Consider the following 15711-nt stretch of genomic DNA (forward strand, 5'->3'; position numbering starts at 1 on the left):
CCCCCAGGGGCCGTCCGTGACCATAGCCCACACCTACCGCCAGCCCGGTGTCGTCCTCACCGACCACCACTTCACCGTTCCGCTCGACCACGCCCGCCCGGACGGCGAGCAGATCGAGCTCTACGCCCGTGAGGTCGTCGCCGCCGGCAAGGACCCCGAGACCCTGCCGTGGCTGCTGTACCTGGAGGGCGGCCCCGGCTTCGGCGCCCGGCGGTTCATCGGCCGTCAGGCCTGGCTGGAGCGGGCCCTCGCCGAATACCGGGTCCTGCTCCTCGACCAGCGCGGAACCGGCCGCTCCACGCCGGTGAGCCGGCAGACCCTGCCCCTGCGCGGCGGCCCCGCCCAGCAGGCCGACTACCTCGCCCATTTCCGCTCGGACTCCATCGTGCGCGACGCCGAGGCCATCCGCCCCGGCCTGACCGGCGGCGCGCCCTGGACCGTGCTCGGCCAGAGCTTCGGCGGCTTCTGCGCCACCCGCTACCTCTCCACCGCGCCCGAGGGCCTCACCGCCGCCCTGATCACCGGCGGACTCCCCTCCCTGACCGCCACCGCCGAGGAGGTGTACGAGGCCGCGTACCCCCGCATCGAGCGCAAGAACCTCGCCCACTACGCCCGCTACCCGATGGACGTCGACCGCGCCCGGCGCATCGCCGCCCACCTGGCGCGGCACCCGGCCGAACTCCCCGGCGGCTACCGCCTCACCGTCGAGGGCTTCCAGTCCCTCGGCATCCTCCTCGGCGCCGGCGACGGCAGCCACCAGCTGCACTACCTGCTCGAGGACGCCTTCGTCCCCACCTCCGCCGGCCCCGCGCTCTGCGACGCCTTCCTGGAGGGCGCCCGCGGCCTCCTCTCCTTCGCCGGGCACCCGCTGTGCGCGCTGATCCACGAGTCGATCTACGCCCAGGACCCCGCCACGCCCACCGGCTGGACTGCCGAACGGGTCCGCGCCGGCCATCCCCGCTTCGACGCCGCCACGTCCCTCGCGGGCGACGAGCCCCTCCTCTTCACCGGCGAGACCGTCCACCCCTGGCACTTCACGGTCGATCCGGCCCTGGCCCCGCTGCGCGAGACCGCCGAACTACTGGCCGCCCGTACCGGCTGGGAACCCCTCTACGACCCGGCCCGCCTCGCCGCCAACGAGGTTCCGGTGGCGGCCGCCGTCTACCACGACGACATGTACGTCGACACCGCGCACTCCCTGAGCACCGCCCGCGCCATTCGGGGCCTGCGCACCTGGGTGACGGACGAGTTCGAGCACGACGGCGTCCGCGCGGGCGGCCCGCGCGTCCTGGACCGGCTGCTGGCGCTCGTACGCGACGAGGCGTAGGCCACGGAGAGATGGGGCCCCGGCGGCGTCGCGGGACGGCCCGGCGCGGCCGTACCCGTGCCCCGGCCGGCTCACCGCCGGCTCCGGCGGGCGCGGGAACCTGACGGATTCCGGGTGGGCCCCGGGACCGGCCGCACCGCACGGTCCCCGCACGGGCGGGCCGGGACCACCGCTCCACCCGCGGCCGGAGCGGTCCCGGGCCGGTCCGTTCGCCTATTGTGCGACGCATGACCGAACAACTGGATCAGCCCGTGCCTTTGGAGCCCATGCCGACCGACTGGCAGCGCGCCCTCGCCGTGGTCGCCCACCCCGACGACCTCGAATACGGCTGCGCGGCCGCGATCGCGGACTGGACGGACGGAGGACGGGAGGTCGTCTACCTCCTGGCGACGCGCGGCGAGGCGGGCATCGACACCCTCGCCCCCGCCGACTGCGCGCCCCTGCGGGAAGCGGAGCAGCGCGCGAGCGCGGCCGTCGTCGGGGTATCGGTGGTGGAGTTCCTCGACTACCGCGACGGGATCGTCGAGTACGGCCTCGACCTGCGCCGGGACATCGCCGCGGCCATCCGCCGGCACCGCCCGGAGCTGGTGATCACCCTCAACCACCGTGACACATGGGGCGGGGTGGGCGGCGGTGGCGCCTGGAACACCCCTGATCACAAGGCGGTGGGCCGGGCCACCCTGGACGCGGCCGCCGATGCGGGCAACCGGTGGATCTTCCCCGAACTCATCACCGAGCAGGGCCTGGAGCCGTGGGACGGCGTGCGCTGGGTCGCGGTCGCCGGCTCCAACACCCCGACGCACGCGGCCGACGCCGGTCCGGGACTGGAGCGTTCGGTGACGTCGTTGCTGGAGCACAAGGCGTACATCGAGGGCCTGACGGACCAGGATCCGCAGGAGTACGTCCGTACCTTCCTCACCGGCTACGCCCAGCAGGCCGCGGCCCGGTTCGGCGGCCGTCCGGCGGTCCCGTTCGAGGTCTTCCCGCGCTGACCTGCCACCGCTAAGCTGACGAGTCGTCAGTTAGGGGAGGGGCGGACCAGGTGATCGACACCGTCACCACGGAGATCGCCGAGGGTGAGGAACGCATCCGTCTGGAGGTCGCGGACGCGATCGCGACTCTCACCCTCTGCCGCCCGGACCGGCTCAACGGCTGGAGCTGGGAATCCACCCGTCAGCTCGGCTTGCTGGCGGACCGCATCCGCTTCGACCCCGCCGTACGGGTGGTCCTGCTGCGGGCCGAGGGCCGGGCCTTCTGCGCGGGCATCGACGTGACCGCCCCCGGCGGCGCGATCACGGGCGGATCCGCCGCCGAGCGGACGCGCAACTTCTACGAGGGCATCCGCTGGGTCCACGAGCGCTTCGCGGTCCTCGCCGGGCTCCCGCAGCCGGTGGTGGCCGCCGTACAGGGGTACTGCCTCGGCTTCGAGCTGGCGTTGATGGCGGATGTCCGGGTGGCGGCCGACGACGCGGTCTTCGCCCTGCCGGAGGCGCGGTTGGGGGTCGCGGTGGACGCGGGCGGCGACCTCCGCATCGCGCGGGAGGCGGGCGCCGGCTGGGCCAAGTACCTGGCGCTGACGGGCCGCCGTATCGACGCGCCGACGGCCGAGCGCCTGAATCTGGTGCAACGGGTCGTGGCCCGAGCCGATCTGGAGTCCAGCTCCCGCGCGCTGGCGGCGGAGATCGCCGCGAACGCCCCTCTCGCCGTCCAGGGGATCAAGCGCGCGATCGACGCCTACGCCGACGCCGCCCTCCCGGCCGCCCTCGACCGCGTCGCGATGACCGCGGCTCTCACCCTCACCTCGGACGACTGCCGCGAGGGCTACGGGGCGAAGGCGGCCCGCCGCCCGCCGCACTTCACGGGAGGCTGAGGCCGGGGGGCCGGACCCGGGGGTGCGGGGTCACCCCGGCGGTGCGGGGTCACGACCCGCCCGGGGCCGGTTCACGGGCTGAACGGGCCGCGGCCCAACTGCGTGCGCACCGGCACGACCTCGGGATTGACCAGCGCGCGGCGCTGCCAGTTCGCACCGTCGACCACCAGGGTGTGGCCGGTCACGAACCGGGCGTAGGGCGAGGCCAGGAAGGTCGCCGCCCAGCCCAGTTCGCGGGGCGCCCCCACGCGCAGGGCGGGCTGGCGGGCGTCCTTGGTGTCGGGCGCGGCGCGCTCCAGGCCCTCCCGGATGTCCTCGGCCATGTCGGCGTGCGGGAACAGGCCGGGTACGAGCCCGTTGATCTGGATGCCGTACGGGCCCCACTCGACGGCGAGCGTCTCCACCAGGTTCTTCACCCCGGCCTTGGCGGCGGCGCTGTGGGCGAAGCCCGGCCCGCCGGTCCAGGCGTACGAGGCGCCGATGTTCACGATCGACCCGGGGGTGCCGGCGGCGAGGTGGCGGCGGCCGAACTCCCGCGTCATGAACCAGGTGCCGGTCAGCGTGATGTCCACCACCGCCCGCCACGCGCGGGCGGACAGGTCTTCCGCCGGGCTCGGGAAGTTGGCGGCCGCGTTGTTGACCAGCACGTCCGGCGGTCCGAGCGCCGCCTCGGCCGCGTCGAAGACCTCCGCGACCCGCTCCGGGTCGCGGATGTCGCATACGGCGGCCGTCACCCGGCCCGCGCCGGGGACGGCCGCCAATTCCTCCTGCGCCGCCTTGAGCTGCCCGGCGCGGCGGCTCGCGATCACCAGGTCCGCGCCGAGCCGGGCGAATTCGGCCGCGATGGCCTTGCCCAGCCCGGTGCCGCCGCCGGTGACCAGGACCACCTGGCCCGCGTACGTTCCGGGGGGCAGGGCGGCGGCCCCGAGGGCCGGTGGCCCGGGCAGGCCGCGCTGAGGGGGTGCCGGGCGGAAGTCCGTCATGGGGCATCGATAGCGCGCGGGCGCTGAGATCGCCATGGCCGTGACGGTTTCGGTTCCGGCTTCCGCTCCGGGCGGTGCACGCCCGCCCGCTCGCGCGGTCCGGACCGCGATCCCGGCCGCGCCGCTGTTTCCCGTTCGGACCCGGCGGTCGTCGCAATGGTGTAGACCGCTTGGAAGCGGGTCCGCGAGCGCGGTGGACCGAGTGGTTCCCAGATGTGCAAGCGACCGCTTAGTATGCCAGCGGAGTGTGGTTCCTCGACGGCGGCTGGAGGCCCCGGATGCAGGCATGGCGAGTACATACCCCCGGCGAACCCCGAGAGGCCATGCGCCTCGAAGAGGTTCCCGAACCCGTGCCGGGCGAGGGCGAGGTCAGGCTCAAGGTGCTCGCTGCCAACGTCAACTTCCCCGACGCGCTGCTCGTACGAGGGCAGTACCAGATCCGCCCACCGCTGCCCTTCACCCCCGGCGTCGAGATCTGCGGCGAGACCGAGGACGGCCGCCGGGTCATCGCCACCCCCAGCCTTCCGCACGGCGGTTTCGCCGAGTGCGTCACCGCGTCCGCCCGCGCCCTGCTCCCGGCGCCGGACGGTCTCGACGACGCCGAGGCGGCCGCCCTGCACATCGGCTACCAGACCGGCTGGTTCGGCCTGCACCGCAGGGCCCGTCTCCAGCCCGGGGAGACCCTCCTCGTGCACGCCGCCGCCGGCGGGGTCGGCAGCGCCGCCGTCCAGCTCGGCAAGGCCGCCGGCGCCACCGTCATCGGGGTCGTCGGAGGCAAGGCGAAGGCCCGCACGGCCGAAGGGCTCGGCTGCGATCTGGTGATCGACCGGACCAGTGAGGACCTCGTCTCCCGCGTCAAGGAGTTCACCGGCGGACGCGGCGCCGACGTCGTCTACGACCCGGTCGGAGGCGACGCCTACACCGCCTCCGCCAAGTGCGTCGCCTTCGAGGGCCGCATCGTCGTCGTCGGTTTCGCGAGCGGCACCATTCCCGCCCCCGCCCTCAACCACGCCCTGGTGAAGAACTACGCCGTCCTCGGTCTCCATTGGGGCCTGTACGCCACCAAGGAGCCGGCCTCCGTCCCCGCCTGCCACGCCGAGCTCACCCGGCTCGCCGCAGCCGGCGTCATCAAGCCGCTGGTCACCGAACGGGTCCCGCTCGCCGGAGCCGCCGACGCGGTGCAACGCCTCGCCGACGGCACGACCACCGGCCGACTGGTCGTCGTACCGGCCCTCGACGGCGGTGACGCCCGATGACCGTCACCGCCGAGGAACTGCGCTCCCGGGTCCGCGAGTTGCTCGCCGCACACGCGCCCGCCACGCACCCGCCCACGGACGCCGACCGCACCGCCTTCCTGCGCGCCCGCTTCGACGCCGGACTGGCCTGGGTCCACTACCCCGAAGGCCTCGGCGGCCTGGGCGCCCCCCGAGCCCTCCAAGCCGTCGTGGACGGCGAGCTGGAGGCCGCGGGCGCCCCCGACAACGACCCCCGCCGGATCGGCATCGGGCTCGGCATGGCCGCGCCCACGATCCTCGCCTACGGCACCGAGGAGCAGAAGCAGCGCTTCCTGCGACCCCTGTGGCTCGGGGAGGAGGTCTGGTGCCAGCTCTTCAGCGAACCCGGCGCCGGCTCCGACCTCGCCGCCCTGGGCACCCGCGCCGCCCTCGACGAGGCCTCCGGCGAGTGGGTCGTCGACGGGCAGAAGGTGTGGACCTCCAGCGCCCACACCGCACGCTGGGCCATCCTGATCGCCCGCACCGACCCGGCGCTCCCCAAGCATCAGGGCATCACCTACTTCCTCTGCGACATGCACGCCCCCGGCGTCGAGGTCCGGCCACTGCGCCAGATCACCGGCGAGGCCGAGTTCAACGAGGTCTTCCTCACCGGCGTCCGCATCCCCGACAGCCACCGCCTCGGCGCCGTCGGCCAGGGCTGGGCGGTCGCCCGCACCACTCTGATGAACGAACGCGTCTCCATCGGAGGTATGCGCATCCCGCGTGAGGGCGGCATGATCGCGCCGGTCGCCGCCACCTGGCGCGAGCGCCCCGAGCTGCGCACCCCCGCCCTCCACCAGCGCCTGCTGGAGCTGTGGGTCGAGGCAGAGGTCGCCCGCCTCACCGGAGAGCGGCTGCGCCAGCAGCTCGCGGCCGGGGCGCCGGGCCCCGAGGGATCCGGAATGAAGCTCACCTTCGCCCGCCTCAACCAGGAGATCAGCGGCCTGGAGGTGGAACTCCTCGGCGAGCAAGGGCTGTTGTACGAGGACTGGACCTTGCGCCGCCCGGAACTGGTCGACTTCACCGGCCGCGACGCCGGCTACCGCTACCTGCGCGCCAAGGGCAACAGCATCGAGGGCGGCACCAGCGAAATCCTCCTCAACATCGTCGCCGAACGCGTCCTCGGCCTGCCCCCCGAGCCGCGCGACGACAAGGACCTCGCCTGGAAGGACCTGGCCCGATGACCGACTCGACAGCCCCGAGCGCCCCGAGTGCCCCCTTCGACCTGCTCTACTCCGAGACGGAGGACGAGTTGAGGGCGGCCGTACGCTCGCTCCTCGCCGACCGCTGCGACCCCGCGAGCGTCCTCACCCGGGCCGAGAGCGGCCGGCCGTACGACCCGGCCCTGTGGCACACCCTGGCCGCCGGGATCGGCGCCGCGGGGCTCCTCGTCCCCGAGAAGCTCGGGGGCCAGGGCGCGAGCCACCGCGAAGCGGCGGTGGTCCTGGAGGAACTGGGCCGGGCGGTGGCGCCCGTCCCCTATCTGACGAGCGGTGTGCTGGCGACCGAGATCCTGCTCGGGTGCGACACGGCGGCCCCCGAAGTCGCGGGTCTGCTGCGGGAGACGGCATCCGGCCGACAGGTCTGCGTGCCGGCCCTGCCGCTGACCCTGGCCTCCGGCGCGTCCCTGCCGGCCGCCGTCCGGGAGACCGGCGGGACCCTCACCGGCACCGTCACCTCCGTCGCGGACGCGGTGGCCGCCGATGTGCTGCTGGTCCTCGCGGACACCGGGCTGTACGCGGTCCCGTGCGACCCGCCAGCCTCGTCCACCTCGTCCGACCCGTCCGCCTCGTCCGACCCCTCCGGTGAGCGGGCCCCCTCCTCGGTCCGGCTGACGGCACTGGTCCCGCTGGACCTGACCCGCCCGCTCGCCACCGTCACGCTCGACGCGGCCGCAGGCGTCCGGCTCGCCGACCCCGGCACCGCCCGCGCGGCCGTCGCCGGAGCGCTGCTCTCCGGGGCCGGACTGCTCGCCTCCGAGCAGCTCGGGCTCGCCGAGTGGTGCCTGACGCAGACCGTCGCCCACGTCCGCGGCCGCCACCAGTTCAACCGGCCCATCGGCTCCTTCCAGGCCCTCAAACACCGGCTCGCGCGGCTCTGGCTCGACGTGGCCTCCGCCCGCGCCGCCGCCAGGGCCGCGGCCGACGCCCTCGCCACCGAGGCGCCCGACGCGCCGCTCACGGTCGCCGTCGCCCAGGCCTACTGCTCCGGCGTCGCCGTACGCGCCGCCGAGGAGTGCGTCCAGCTGCACGGCGGCATCGGCATGACCTGGGAACACCCGGCCCACCTCTACCTCAAGCGGGCCAAGGCGGACTCCCTCGCACTCGGCACGGCCGGCCACCACCGCAGCCTCGTCGCGGACTTCGCGGAACTCCCCGCCCCGTAAGCGGCGCCGCCGCGCGGAGACGGCCCCCGCCGCGCCCCCGCTCGCCCCCCGGCCGGCGCCACCCCGCTGCCCCGGCCCGCACCGGGCCGGGGCAGCGGGGTGGCGGACGGCTCCCTCGCGCTCTGGGTCTCGCGTACCGGCGAAGGCCCCGCCGGGAGCCGCACCGACGCCGCCTGCACCATTCCCGACTACGCCACCGACCCCGCGGGCCGCCTGCACCCCACCGCGCTCCTTTACCAGCACCCTCACGTGTGACCTCGCCCGCCGCGCGGCGTTAGACCCGTAGCCGCCGGCCACCGAGCGAGGGAGACCGTATGTACGCAGCAATCGCCGCCGCACCTCTGACCCGCCGTGCGCTCCTGCGTACGGCCTTCACCGCGGCCGTGCTCGCGGGCACGGCCGCTGCCCTGGCCCCCGTACTGCGCGCCCGGCGTCCCCGGCAGACGCTCACCCCGGCACCGCTCGCGGAGGAGACGTACCGCGGCCGGCACATCGCGGTCGACCGAGCCGGGGTCCGCATCGACGGCCGTCCGCTGCACGTCATGCGGCGTGCCGACGGTAGTTATCTCAGCGGGATCAACCACTTCCAGTCCTTCGCGACACCGCTGGAACTGGCCCGTGCCGCGGTCGACGAACTGGGAACGGCCCAGCTGGCCATGTCCGCCCCGCACCACGGCTGACGGGAGGAGCCCCGCCTTGTACGTCCGGCAGAACCAGAAGAACCTGAGCAGTGCCCAGAAGAAGCGCTTCACGGCGGCCGTGCTGGAGCTCAAGCGCAACGGCGTCTACGACGAGTTCGTGCGCACCCACGACAAGTACTTCGTGCCCGACCGGGACCGCAAGCTCCGCGTCGGACACATGTCCCCGTCCTTCTTCCCCTGGCACCGGCGCTATCTGCTGGAGTTCGAGAAGCAGCTGAGGCGCGTGGACTCCGGCGTCTCCATCCCGTACTGGGACTGGACCACCGACACCAGCCCGGTCTCCTCCCTCTGGGCCGACGACTTCCTGGGCGGCACCGGCCGCGCGAGCGACCGCAAGGTGATGACCGGGCCGTTCGCCCACGACAAGGGAAACTGGACCGTCACCGTCGGCATCACGGAATCCCGCTTCCTCACCCGCAACCTCGGCCGCCCGCAGAACCCGATCAGCCTGCCGACCCCGGCCGAACTCCAGTGGGCGATCGACGACCCCACCTACGACGTCTCCCCCTGGGACTCCACCGCCACCGCCGGCGGCTTCCGCAACAAGCTGGAGGGCTGGGCCGCCCCCAAGAGCGAGCGCTGGCGCAACCACAACAAGGTCCACCAGTGGATCGGCGGCCACATGACGGGCGGCACGGCGCCCAACGACCCGGTGTTCTGGCTGCACCACGCCTTCGTGGACCTGATCTGGGACCGCTGGCAGCAGAAGCACCCCCGGTCCGGCTACCTGCCCGCGGCCCCGCTCACCGTGGGTGACCTCCAGCGCGGCCGGGTCATCGCCCTGGACGAGCCGATGCCCCCGTGGGACGTCACCCCGCGCGAGATGCTCGGGCACCGGGGCCTGTACCGCTACGAATGAGGGCTGTGAGGTGTGCCGACCGCCGGGTGCGCAGCCGGCACCCGGCACACGGGGAAGGGCCCCCGCCTAAGGCGAGGGCCCTTCGTCGATCAGGCGATCAGTGGCCGTAGCCCGAGGTGTGGTGGTCGCCGCCGTCCGACTGGTTGACGCACGTGTTGCCGAACGCCGGGTTCAGCAGGGCGATCACGTTCACGGTGTTACCGCAGACGTTGACCGGGACGTGCACCGGGACCTGGAGCAGGTTGCCCGACAGGACACCGGGGGAGCCGACCGCCGCACCGTGCGCTCCGGCATCGGCGACGGCCAGACCCGCACCGGCGGCCACGGCGCTACCGGCGACAGCGGTGATGGCGAATGCCTTCGCGATACGCGACATCAAGATCTCCTCGTGAGATGTGGGACGCCGCGGAAACTGCGGCGTTTGACATGGCATACAACGCATCGATGGCCCAAGGGTCACGGTCGCTGCGCCTACCCGGTGACGGGAAAGCGCACGGAGGCGAAGTAGGGACGCACCTGGGTCACGGCGCCCGGCTGCAGGACCGCCACCGGAGGGCCCGCGCAGCCCGGTTCCCGGTAGAGGGTCGCGGTGCCCAGGGTCTTGTTGGTGACCGCCCGGGCGCTACCGCCCTCCGCCTCGACGCAGCCCTTCGGCGCGGTGAGGCCGTGGACCCGGTCGTCCTGGCCGACGTACTGGAAGTCCGGCTCGGCGGCGTGGGCCGGGCTGCCGGCGAGTGCCGCGGCCGCCAGCAGGAGGACGGGGACCGAGCCGGCCCGGACGATGCTTCGTACGGTGTGGATACGCAGGGATCGCATGCCGGTCCAACCGCGCCCGGCCGGGGCACGGTCACGCCTTGTCACCCGTTGGACGTCTGTGCGACCGTGCGCGGAACCCCGGCGTGAGCCCTCCGGGGCGCCCGGGGCTCCAGGATTCGGGGATGCCGGGGTCGGGAAGTCGGCGTCGGGAAGCCGGCGTCCGGAAGTCGGAACTGCAGGAGGATGCGATGAGCGCAGCGCGCGGCGGCGGCCGGCCCCGCGTCAGAACCGGGTACGGGGTGGTCGAGGGCCGGACCGGGGCCGGCGGGACCGCCGTCTTCCGGGGCGTCCCGTACGCCGCCCCGCCCGTCGGCGCCCTGCGCTTCGCGGCGCCAGCGCCCCCCGCCGCGTGGGACGGCGTACGCGACGCCGGTGCGTACGGCCCCACCGCGCCCAAGGCGGACTACCCGGAACCGTTCGCGGCCCTGCTCTCCGACCCCGAGATCCCCGGGGACGACTGCCTGAACCTCAATGTGTGGACCCCCGACCCGGCGCCCGCGGCCCGGCTCCCCGTCATGGTGTGGATCCACGGCGGCGCGCTCACCCGCGGCTCGTCTGCCGTGCCCGTCTACGACGGTTCGGCCTTCGCCCGCGACGGGGTCGTGCTCGTCTCCGTCAACTACCGCCTCGGCGTCCTCGGCTACGGGCTCTTCCCCGACGCCCCCGCCAACCGCGGCCTGCTGGACCAGATCGCCGCCCTCACCTGGGTCCGGGACAACATCGAGGCATTCGGCGGAGACCCCGCCCGCGTCACCGTCTTCGGCGAATCCGCCGGAGCCATCAGCATCGGCTCCCTCCTCGCCGCCCCGCGCGCGGCCGGGCTCTTCTCCCGGGCCGTGCTGCAGAGCGGAGCCCCCGAGGTCCTGCCGCGCGACCGGGTCCGTGCCATGGTCCGGCGCATGGCCTCGCTGCTCAAGATCCCCGCCACCGCCGAGGCCTTCGCCGCCGTCGGCCGCCCCACCCTGCTCGCCGCCCAGGCGGCCGTGCTGCGCAAGTCGAACCCGTTCGTCGGCGGCCCCGCCTTCGGCCTGGTCACCGACCCGGACACGATCCCCGGCGCCCCCCTCGACGCCCTCGTGGGCTCGGCCGCCTCCGGTGACGTACCGCTGCTGCTGGGCTGGACCACCGAGGAGCACCGGCTCTGGCTCGCCCCGACCGGCGCCATGCGGCTGCTGGACCGGCTGGGCCCCCTCGCCGTGGCGCTGGCGCGTGCCCGCAGCGGCAAGGACCGGACCGCCGTACGGGCGCTGCGCGCCGCCCTGCCCGGGGCCGGCCCGGCCGACCTCGCGGGACACCTGCTCGGCGACCGGCTGCTGCGCGACCCGCTGCGGCGGATCGCGGGGGCCCGGCGGGCGGCGCCGAGCTTCGTCTACGAGTTCGCCTGGCGCTCCGGCGTCCCCGGCCTCGGCGCCTGCCACGCCCTGGAGCTGGGCTTCGTATTCGACACGCTCGACGTCCCGGAGGCCGCGTGGCTGGCCGGTCCCCATGCTCCGCAGGCGCTGGCCGACGAGATGCACGCCGCCTGGGTCGCCTTCGCCGTGACGGGCGATCCGGGCTGGGCGCCCTGGAACGGCGACGGCCCGCCGAAGGTGTTCGGCGGGCCGGAGCCCGACCGGGCGGTGCCCGAGGCGGTCGAGGCGCCGTCGGTTACTCGACAGGTCCTTCCATGACCTTGCTGATGAACTGGATGGGTCCCTCGCCCATGTTCGGGACGTAGGTCTTGGCGTTGTGCTGCCCGCCCTTGATGACCCTCAGCTCGGTGTGGACCGGACCCTTGTTGCCGTAGGTGGCGATGAACTTCTGTACGTCCGGCAGCGTCTTCTTGTTGTTCTCGCTGTCGCCGACCTGGAAGGCGAGGTACACGTCCGGACCCTTGCGGTCGATGAGCTGCTTCGCCAGCACCTCCGGGTTGTTGTCCGCCTTCTCCTTGTCGTGGCCCTTCCACAGCGGGGAGTCCGGGACGATGTCCGGGCCCGAGGCGATCACGGCCTTGAACTTGTCGGGGTGCTTCAGCACGGCCTTCAGACCCGCGAACCCGCCGGTGGAGGAGCCCATGAAGGCCCAGCCGTCACGCGACTTGACGGTGCGGAAATTCGCCCTCACCAGGTCCGGCACGTCCTCGGTCAGCCAGGTACCCATCTTGGGCTGGCCGGGGATGTCGGAGCCGTCCCAGTAGATGCCCTTGTCGTCCGGCTCCGGGTTGAGCACCGGCATGGCCAGGATGAAGGGCTTGCTCTTGCCCTCCGCGTACCACTTGCCGATGCTGGTCTGGAGGCCGAGGTCGGTACCCATCCAGTAGTTGTTCGGGAAACCGGCGCCGCCCGGGAGGGCGATCATGACGGGGAAGCCGCTCTTGGCGAACTTCGGGTCGTCGTACTCCTTGGGCGCCCAGACCCAGACCTTGCCCTTGAATCCGGACTTCTTGCCGTCCAGCGTGGTGACGGCGACGTGTGTGCCGTCGGGCAGCGTCATGGAGTTCTTGAACTCGGCGGCCGGGCCGGTGGGCATCAGCATCTTGGAGCCCGCGGGCTGCTGGGCCGCGCCGCCGGCCTGGCCGGAGCCGCCGGCGGGCGGCTGACCGAACGACACGGCCTCGCCCTTGTCGGTGAACGGCGGTATCTCGAAGTGGTTCATGACGAGCGCCCCGACGCCCGCCAGCGCGAGGACGGACGCGCCCGCGATCACCCAGCGACGAACCCGGGACTTCGGCCGGTGCACGCCTTCCGCTTGCGGCGGCTGCGGCCCACCCGGGGGCTGGTACGGCTGCTGCTGGTACTGCCCTTCCGGCCGGTGTGCCTGGTGCTGTCCGTCGGGTGAGTACGACATGTGCGGTTGCTCTCCGGCTGGTGCTGCCCCATGGGGCGGTGTGTTCTGGCGGCTGGGTCCTTCCGTTCGAAGGATGAACACAAGAGCGCCGGGGTTGCGCACTTTCCCCATTCTTGGGGCGCCCTGGGGGAGGTCATTGCCCGGCTCGTGGCGGCGGCCCGCACCCCGGTCCCCGGGCGAGGAGGACCGGGGCGGGGCCGGGACACCGGCGTTACGCCGGGACCAGCGTCTTGCGTCGCCGCTTGCGCTGTCCGGCGGCCGACATCCTCAGCTCGATGATCGACCGTACGGCCGGCCACTCCTCGTCGAGGACCGAATAGAAGGCGGTACTGCGGACCGCGCCGTCGAGCCCTCGCGAATGGGCTCGGCGGACCCCCTCGGAGGTGAATCCCAGCCGCTCCATCGCGGCTCGCGAGCGGCCGTTACGGGCGTCGGCGCGCAGCGAGATCCGCCGGACGCCCCAGGTCTCGAAGGCATGGCGGAGCATGAGCAGCTTCGCCTCGGTGTTGAGGCCGGTGCCCTGGGCGCCCGGGGACAGCCAGGTGTTGCCGATCTCCGCGGCATCGGGGATCGCCGTCGCCGGGTCGCCGAACGGGACCCCCGGTACGGCGGGCCACACCAGCGGCCCCTGCCAGTAGTCGAGTTCCAGGAACCGGGTCGAACCGACGACCCGCCCGTCGACGGCTCTGACCACCGCGAACGGGAGCGATCGACCCGCCGCCTGATCGGCGAGGGCGCGGTCGATGTACTCGTGGGACGCCTGCACGCCGTGGGGTACGGGAGTGAAGGCGTAAGTCGTACGATCCTCGGCCCCGGCCATGGCCAAAGCCTCGGTGTGGTGGGGGGCGAGGGGCTCGAGCCGCACGGTGCGGCCGGCGAGGAGTACGGGTACGGGCACGGAGCCTTCGGTCTTTCTGGGCGGTGGGGTGGTTGCACAGTCTGCGTTTCTGACGTCGCCCCCCGTGCAAAACACGAGTGAAAGGCAACAGGCGGTCAGGTGAACGCGAGTGGCTCAATGTAGCCCCTTACCGTGATCTCATGAACCCCCTTGAAGGCAACGACGCGGCACTGTTTTTCGACGACTTCGGCCCCCGTGGCGGAGCGCCCGTGATCCTGATCCACGGACATCCGTTCAACCGCACCATGTGGGCCCCCCAGACGGCCGCCCTGACCGCTGCCGGTTACCGTGTCATCACCCCTGACCTGCGCGGATACGGGCAGAGCCCGGTGCTCCCCGGCATGGCTCTGCTCGCCGATCTCGCGGATGACATCGCCGCTCTGCTCCACCGACTGGACGTCGAACAGGCGGTCATCTGCGGAGTCTCCATGGGAGGGCAGATCGCCATGGAGATGCGGCTGCGCCACCCGGGTCTGGTACGGGCCCTCGTCCTCTCCGACACCTCCCCGGTGCCGGAGACGCAGGACGGGAAGAAGGCCCGCCGGGAGCTCGCCGAACGGCTGCTCGCGGAGGGCATGCGGCCGTACGCCGAAGAGGTCATCGACAAGATGCTGGCTCCGTACAACGTCGCCGGCATGCCCGAGGCCGCAGCGCGCGTCAGCGCGATGATGCGCGCGACCGACCCCGAGGGGGCGGCCGCCGCGCTGCGCGGCCGCGCCGAGCGCCCCGACTACCGGCCCGTGCTGGCCGGCGCCACCGAGCCCTGTCTGATCGTGGTCGGCGCGGACGACGTCTACACCCCCGTCGCTGAGGCCGAGGCCCTGCACGCGCTGATGCCGCAATCGGTGCTCACGGTCATCGAGCGGGCCGGCCACCTGCCGGGCGTGGAACAGCCTGAGGCCTTCAACCGGGCCCTGCTGGAGTTCCTGGGCGGGCTCTGAGCCGCCGTCGCCGCCTGAGATCATCCCCGTATGGACGACGTACTGCGGCGACTCGCCGCCGTGGGGCCCTTCTTCACCGTGCCGTACGGGACGGAACCGCCCGGGCCGGGCTTTCGGCCGCTCACCGACCTGTACGGGGACCACCTCGGCTCCTACGTCGCCGAGGTGGGGCGGCGGATCGGCAGCGCGGCGGGGCGCGTGGCGGCCTCGACCGCGCAGTTCGGGATCGCCTCGCGGCTGTGGTCGCTCGGGCTGGGGTGCGCCGCGCTGGGCGGGCGGGTGCCCGATCTGGCCGCCGGCCGGGTGTGGTGGCGGCTGCCGGACGCGGGGTCCCTGGAGCTGTGGCTGCCCGAGCCCGGGGACCTCCCGGCCGAGGCGCTCGGGGAGAACGTCCTGGCGCATCTGGCGCAGCTCGAAGCGGGCCTGCGGGAGCGGTTCGGGGTGTCGCCGAAGGTCCTGCGGGGGAATGCGGCGTCGGGGCTGGTGGGAGCGGTGCGGGTACTGATCGACCGGGTTCCGGGCGACGCGGCCGTGAACCTGGCGGCCGGCCTGCTGGCCGATGGCGGGGCCCTGGCCGGGACCGGCACCTTCATCCACGAGGAAGGGCTCGGGGTCGCCTTCGTACGGCGCAGCTGCTGCCTCTACTACCAGGTGCCGGGCGGCGGGCTGTGCGGGGACTGTGTGCTGCGGACCAGGTAGCCGTGCGGGGAGCGGGCGGAGCGCGGGTATGAGGGGGCGCGGACAGGAGGGAGCAAGGGTGTGGCGCCGGGATGCGGAAAGACGGCGGGGGCCACCGGGGCGCGGTCGTACCGCTCCCCGATGGCCCCCGC

The 15711-nt window shown here is 73.5% G+C and carries 17 protein-coding genes; 12 read left to right on the forward strand and 5 right to left on the reverse strand.

Going from position 1 to position 15711, the window contains the following annotated elements:
- Window positions 1-22 precede the first annotated feature (22 nt).
- The 3 genes from ABZX75_RS03035 (at window position 23) to ABZX75_RS03045 (ending at window position 3197) form a co-directional block, all read left to right on the forward strand.
- Window positions 23-1327 (forward strand): alpha/beta fold hydrolase, encoded by a 1305-nt coding sequence (locus ABZX75_RS03035; RefSeq protein ID WP_355407916.1) that lies wholly within the window; start codon window positions 23-25, stop codon window positions 1325-1327.
- A 227-nt stretch (window positions 1328-1554) separates the two neighbouring features.
- Complete coding sequence (locus tag ABZX75_RS03040; RefSeq protein WP_355407191.1) at window positions 1555-2319, forward strand: PIG-L family deacetylase; 765 nt, start codon at window positions 1555-1557, stop codon at window positions 2317-2319.
- A gap of 50 nt (window positions 2320-2369) precedes the next feature.
- On the forward strand, window positions 2370-3197 hold the full coding sequence (locus ABZX75_RS03045) for an enoyl-CoA hydratase/isomerase family protein (RefSeq protein WP_355407193.1): 828 nt from the start codon (window positions 2370-2372) through the stop codon (window positions 3195-3197).
- A gap of 71 nt (window positions 3198-3268) precedes the next feature.
- Here ABZX75_RS03045 and ABZX75_RS03050 read toward each other — a convergent pair whose 3' ends face one another.
- Entirely contained in the window at window positions 3269-4180 is a 912-nt protein-coding gene (locus ABZX75_RS03050) for an SDR family oxidoreductase (RefSeq protein WP_355407194.1), read from the reverse strand.
- Between the two features lie 278 nt (window positions 4181-4458).
- Here ABZX75_RS03050 and ABZX75_RS03055 point away from each other — a divergent pair, with 278 nt between their 5' ends.
- From ABZX75_RS03055 to ABZX75_RS03080, 6 genes are all read left to right on the forward strand, one after another.
- Window positions 4459-5436, forward strand: a complete 978-nt coding sequence (locus tag ABZX75_RS03055; protein WP_355407196.1) for an NADPH:quinone oxidoreductase family protein — start codon at window positions 4459-4461, stop codon at window positions 5434-5436.
- A complete protein-coding gene (locus ABZX75_RS03060; protein WP_355407198.1) occupies window positions 5433-6638 on the forward strand; it encodes an acyl-CoA dehydrogenase family protein in 1206 nt (401 codons plus the stop codon). Before ABZX75_RS03055 ends, ABZX75_RS03060 begins: the two co-directional genes overlap by 4 nt.
- On the forward strand, window positions 6635-7840 hold the full coding sequence (locus ABZX75_RS03065) for an acyl-CoA dehydrogenase family protein (protein WP_355407200.1): 1206 nt from the start codon (window positions 6635-6637) through the stop codon (window positions 7838-7840). Before ABZX75_RS03060 ends, ABZX75_RS03065 begins: the two co-directional genes overlap by 4 nt.
- A 99-nt stretch (window positions 7841-7939) precedes the next feature.
- Window positions 7940-8095, forward strand: coding sequence for a hypothetical protein (locus ABZX75_RS03070; protein WP_355407202.1), 156 nt, complete (start codon window positions 7940-7942; stop codon window positions 8093-8095).
- A gap of 59 nt (window positions 8096-8154) precedes the next feature.
- On the forward strand, window positions 8155-8520 hold the full coding sequence (locus ABZX75_RS03075; RefSeq protein ID WP_355407204.1) for a tyrosinase family oxidase copper chaperone: 366 nt from the start codon (window positions 8155-8157) through the stop codon (window positions 8518-8520).
- A 16-nt stretch (window positions 8521-8536) separates the two neighbouring features.
- Window positions 8537-9400: a tyrosinase family protein gene (locus ABZX75_RS03080; protein ID WP_355407206.1), complete on the forward strand. Its 864-nt coding sequence runs from the start codon at window positions 8537-8539 to the stop codon at window positions 9398-9400.
- A gap of 97 nt (window positions 9401-9497) precedes the next feature.
- On the opposite strand, the gene ABZX75_RS03085 is transcribed toward ABZX75_RS03080, so the two are convergent.
- A complete protein-coding gene (locus tag ABZX75_RS03085; protein ID WP_355407208.1) occupies window positions 9498-9776 on the reverse strand; it encodes a chaplin in 279 nt (92 codons plus the stop codon).
- Between the two features lie 95 nt (window positions 9777-9871).
- Window positions 9872-10216, reverse strand: coding sequence for a hypothetical protein (locus ABZX75_RS03090; protein ID WP_355407210.1), 345 nt, complete (start codon window positions 10214-10216; stop codon window positions 9872-9874).
- A 188-nt stretch (window positions 10217-10404) separates the two neighbouring features.
- On the opposite strand from ABZX75_RS03090, the gene ABZX75_RS03095 reads away from it, so the two are divergent.
- Window positions 10405-11886 (forward strand): carboxylesterase family protein, encoded by a 1482-nt coding sequence (locus ABZX75_RS03095; protein ID WP_355407212.1) that lies wholly within the window; start codon window positions 10405-10407, stop codon window positions 11884-11886.
- Here the strand turns inward: ABZX75_RS03095 and ABZX75_RS03100 are convergent.
- Complete coding sequence (locus ABZX75_RS03100) at window positions 11864-12850, reverse strand: alpha/beta hydrolase-fold protein (protein ID WP_355407918.1); 987 nt, start codon at window positions 12848-12850, stop codon at window positions 11864-11866. The genes ABZX75_RS03095 and ABZX75_RS03100 overlap by 23 nt on opposite strands.
- Window positions 12851-13253: 403 nt before the next feature.
- Window positions 13254-13940 (reverse strand): GNAT family protein, encoded by a 687-nt coding sequence (locus tag ABZX75_RS03105; RefSeq protein ID WP_355407214.1) that lies wholly within the window; start codon window positions 13938-13940, stop codon window positions 13254-13256.
- Between the two features lie 140 nt (window positions 13941-14080).
- Between ABZX75_RS03105 and ABZX75_RS03110 the strand changes: the two genes are divergently transcribed.
- Both ABZX75_RS03110 and ABZX75_RS03115 read left to right on the forward strand, forming a co-directional pair.
- Window positions 14081-14881, forward strand: a complete 801-nt coding sequence (locus ABZX75_RS03110; protein ID WP_355407216.1) for an alpha/beta fold hydrolase — start codon at window positions 14081-14083, stop codon at window positions 14879-14881.
- A 30-nt stretch (window positions 14882-14911) separates the two neighbouring features.
- A complete protein-coding gene (locus ABZX75_RS03115) occupies window positions 14912-15580 on the forward strand; it encodes a (2Fe-2S)-binding protein (RefSeq protein WP_355407218.1) in 669 nt (222 codons plus the stop codon).
- Window positions 15581-15711: the final 131 nt, after the last annotated feature.

The sequence above is a fragment of the Streptomyces sp. NPDC003038 genome (assembly GCF_040611115.1).
Lineage (GTDB): Bacteria > Actinomycetota > Actinomycetes > Streptomycetales > Streptomycetaceae > Streptomyces.

Coding starts and splice junctions, on each gene's coding strand:
- ABZX75_RS03085 (WP_355407208.1), bottom strand. CDS start 9,776: ATGTCGCGTATCGCGAAGGCATTCGCCATCACCGCTGTCGCCGGTAGC.
- ABZX75_RS03090 (WP_355407210.1), bottom strand. CDS start 10,216: ATGCGATCCCTGCGTATCCACACCGTACGAAGCATCGTCCGGGCCGGC.
- ABZX75_RS03115 (WP_355407218.1), top strand. CDS start 14,912: ATGGACGACGTACTGCGGCGACTCGCCGCCGTGGGGCCCTTCTTCACC.
- ABZX75_RS03065 (WP_355407200.1), top strand. CDS start 6,635: ATGACCGACTCGACAGCCCCGAGCGCCCCGAGTGCCCCCTTCGACCTG.
- ABZX75_RS03040 (WP_355407191.1), top strand. CDS start 1,555: ATGACCGAACAACTGGATCAGCCCGTGCCTTTGGAGCCCATGCCGACC.
- ABZX75_RS03095 (WP_355407212.1), top strand. CDS start 10,405: ATGAGCGCAGCGCGCGGCGGCGGCCGGCCCCGCGTCAGAACCGGGTAC.
- ABZX75_RS03075 (WP_355407204.1), top strand. CDS start 8,155: ATGTACGCAGCAATCGCCGCCGCACCTCTGACCCGCCGTGCGCTCCTG.
- ABZX75_RS03060 (WP_355407198.1), top strand. CDS start 5,433: ATGACCGTCACCGCCGAGGAACTGCGCTCCCGGGTCCGCGAGTTGCTC.
- ABZX75_RS03055 (WP_355407196.1), top strand. CDS start 4,459: ATGCAGGCATGGCGAGTACATACCCCCGGCGAACCCCGAGAGGCCATG.
- ABZX75_RS03100 (WP_355407918.1), bottom strand. CDS start 12,850: ATGAACCACTTCGAGATACCGCCGTTCACCGACAAGGGCGAGGCCGTG.
- ABZX75_RS03110 (WP_355407216.1), top strand. CDS start 14,081: ATGAACCCCCTTGAAGGCAACGACGCGGCACTGTTTTTCGACGACTTC.
- ABZX75_RS03050 (WP_355407194.1), bottom strand. CDS start 4,180: ATGACGGACTTCCGCCCGGCACCCCCTCAGCGCGGCCTGCCCGGGCCA.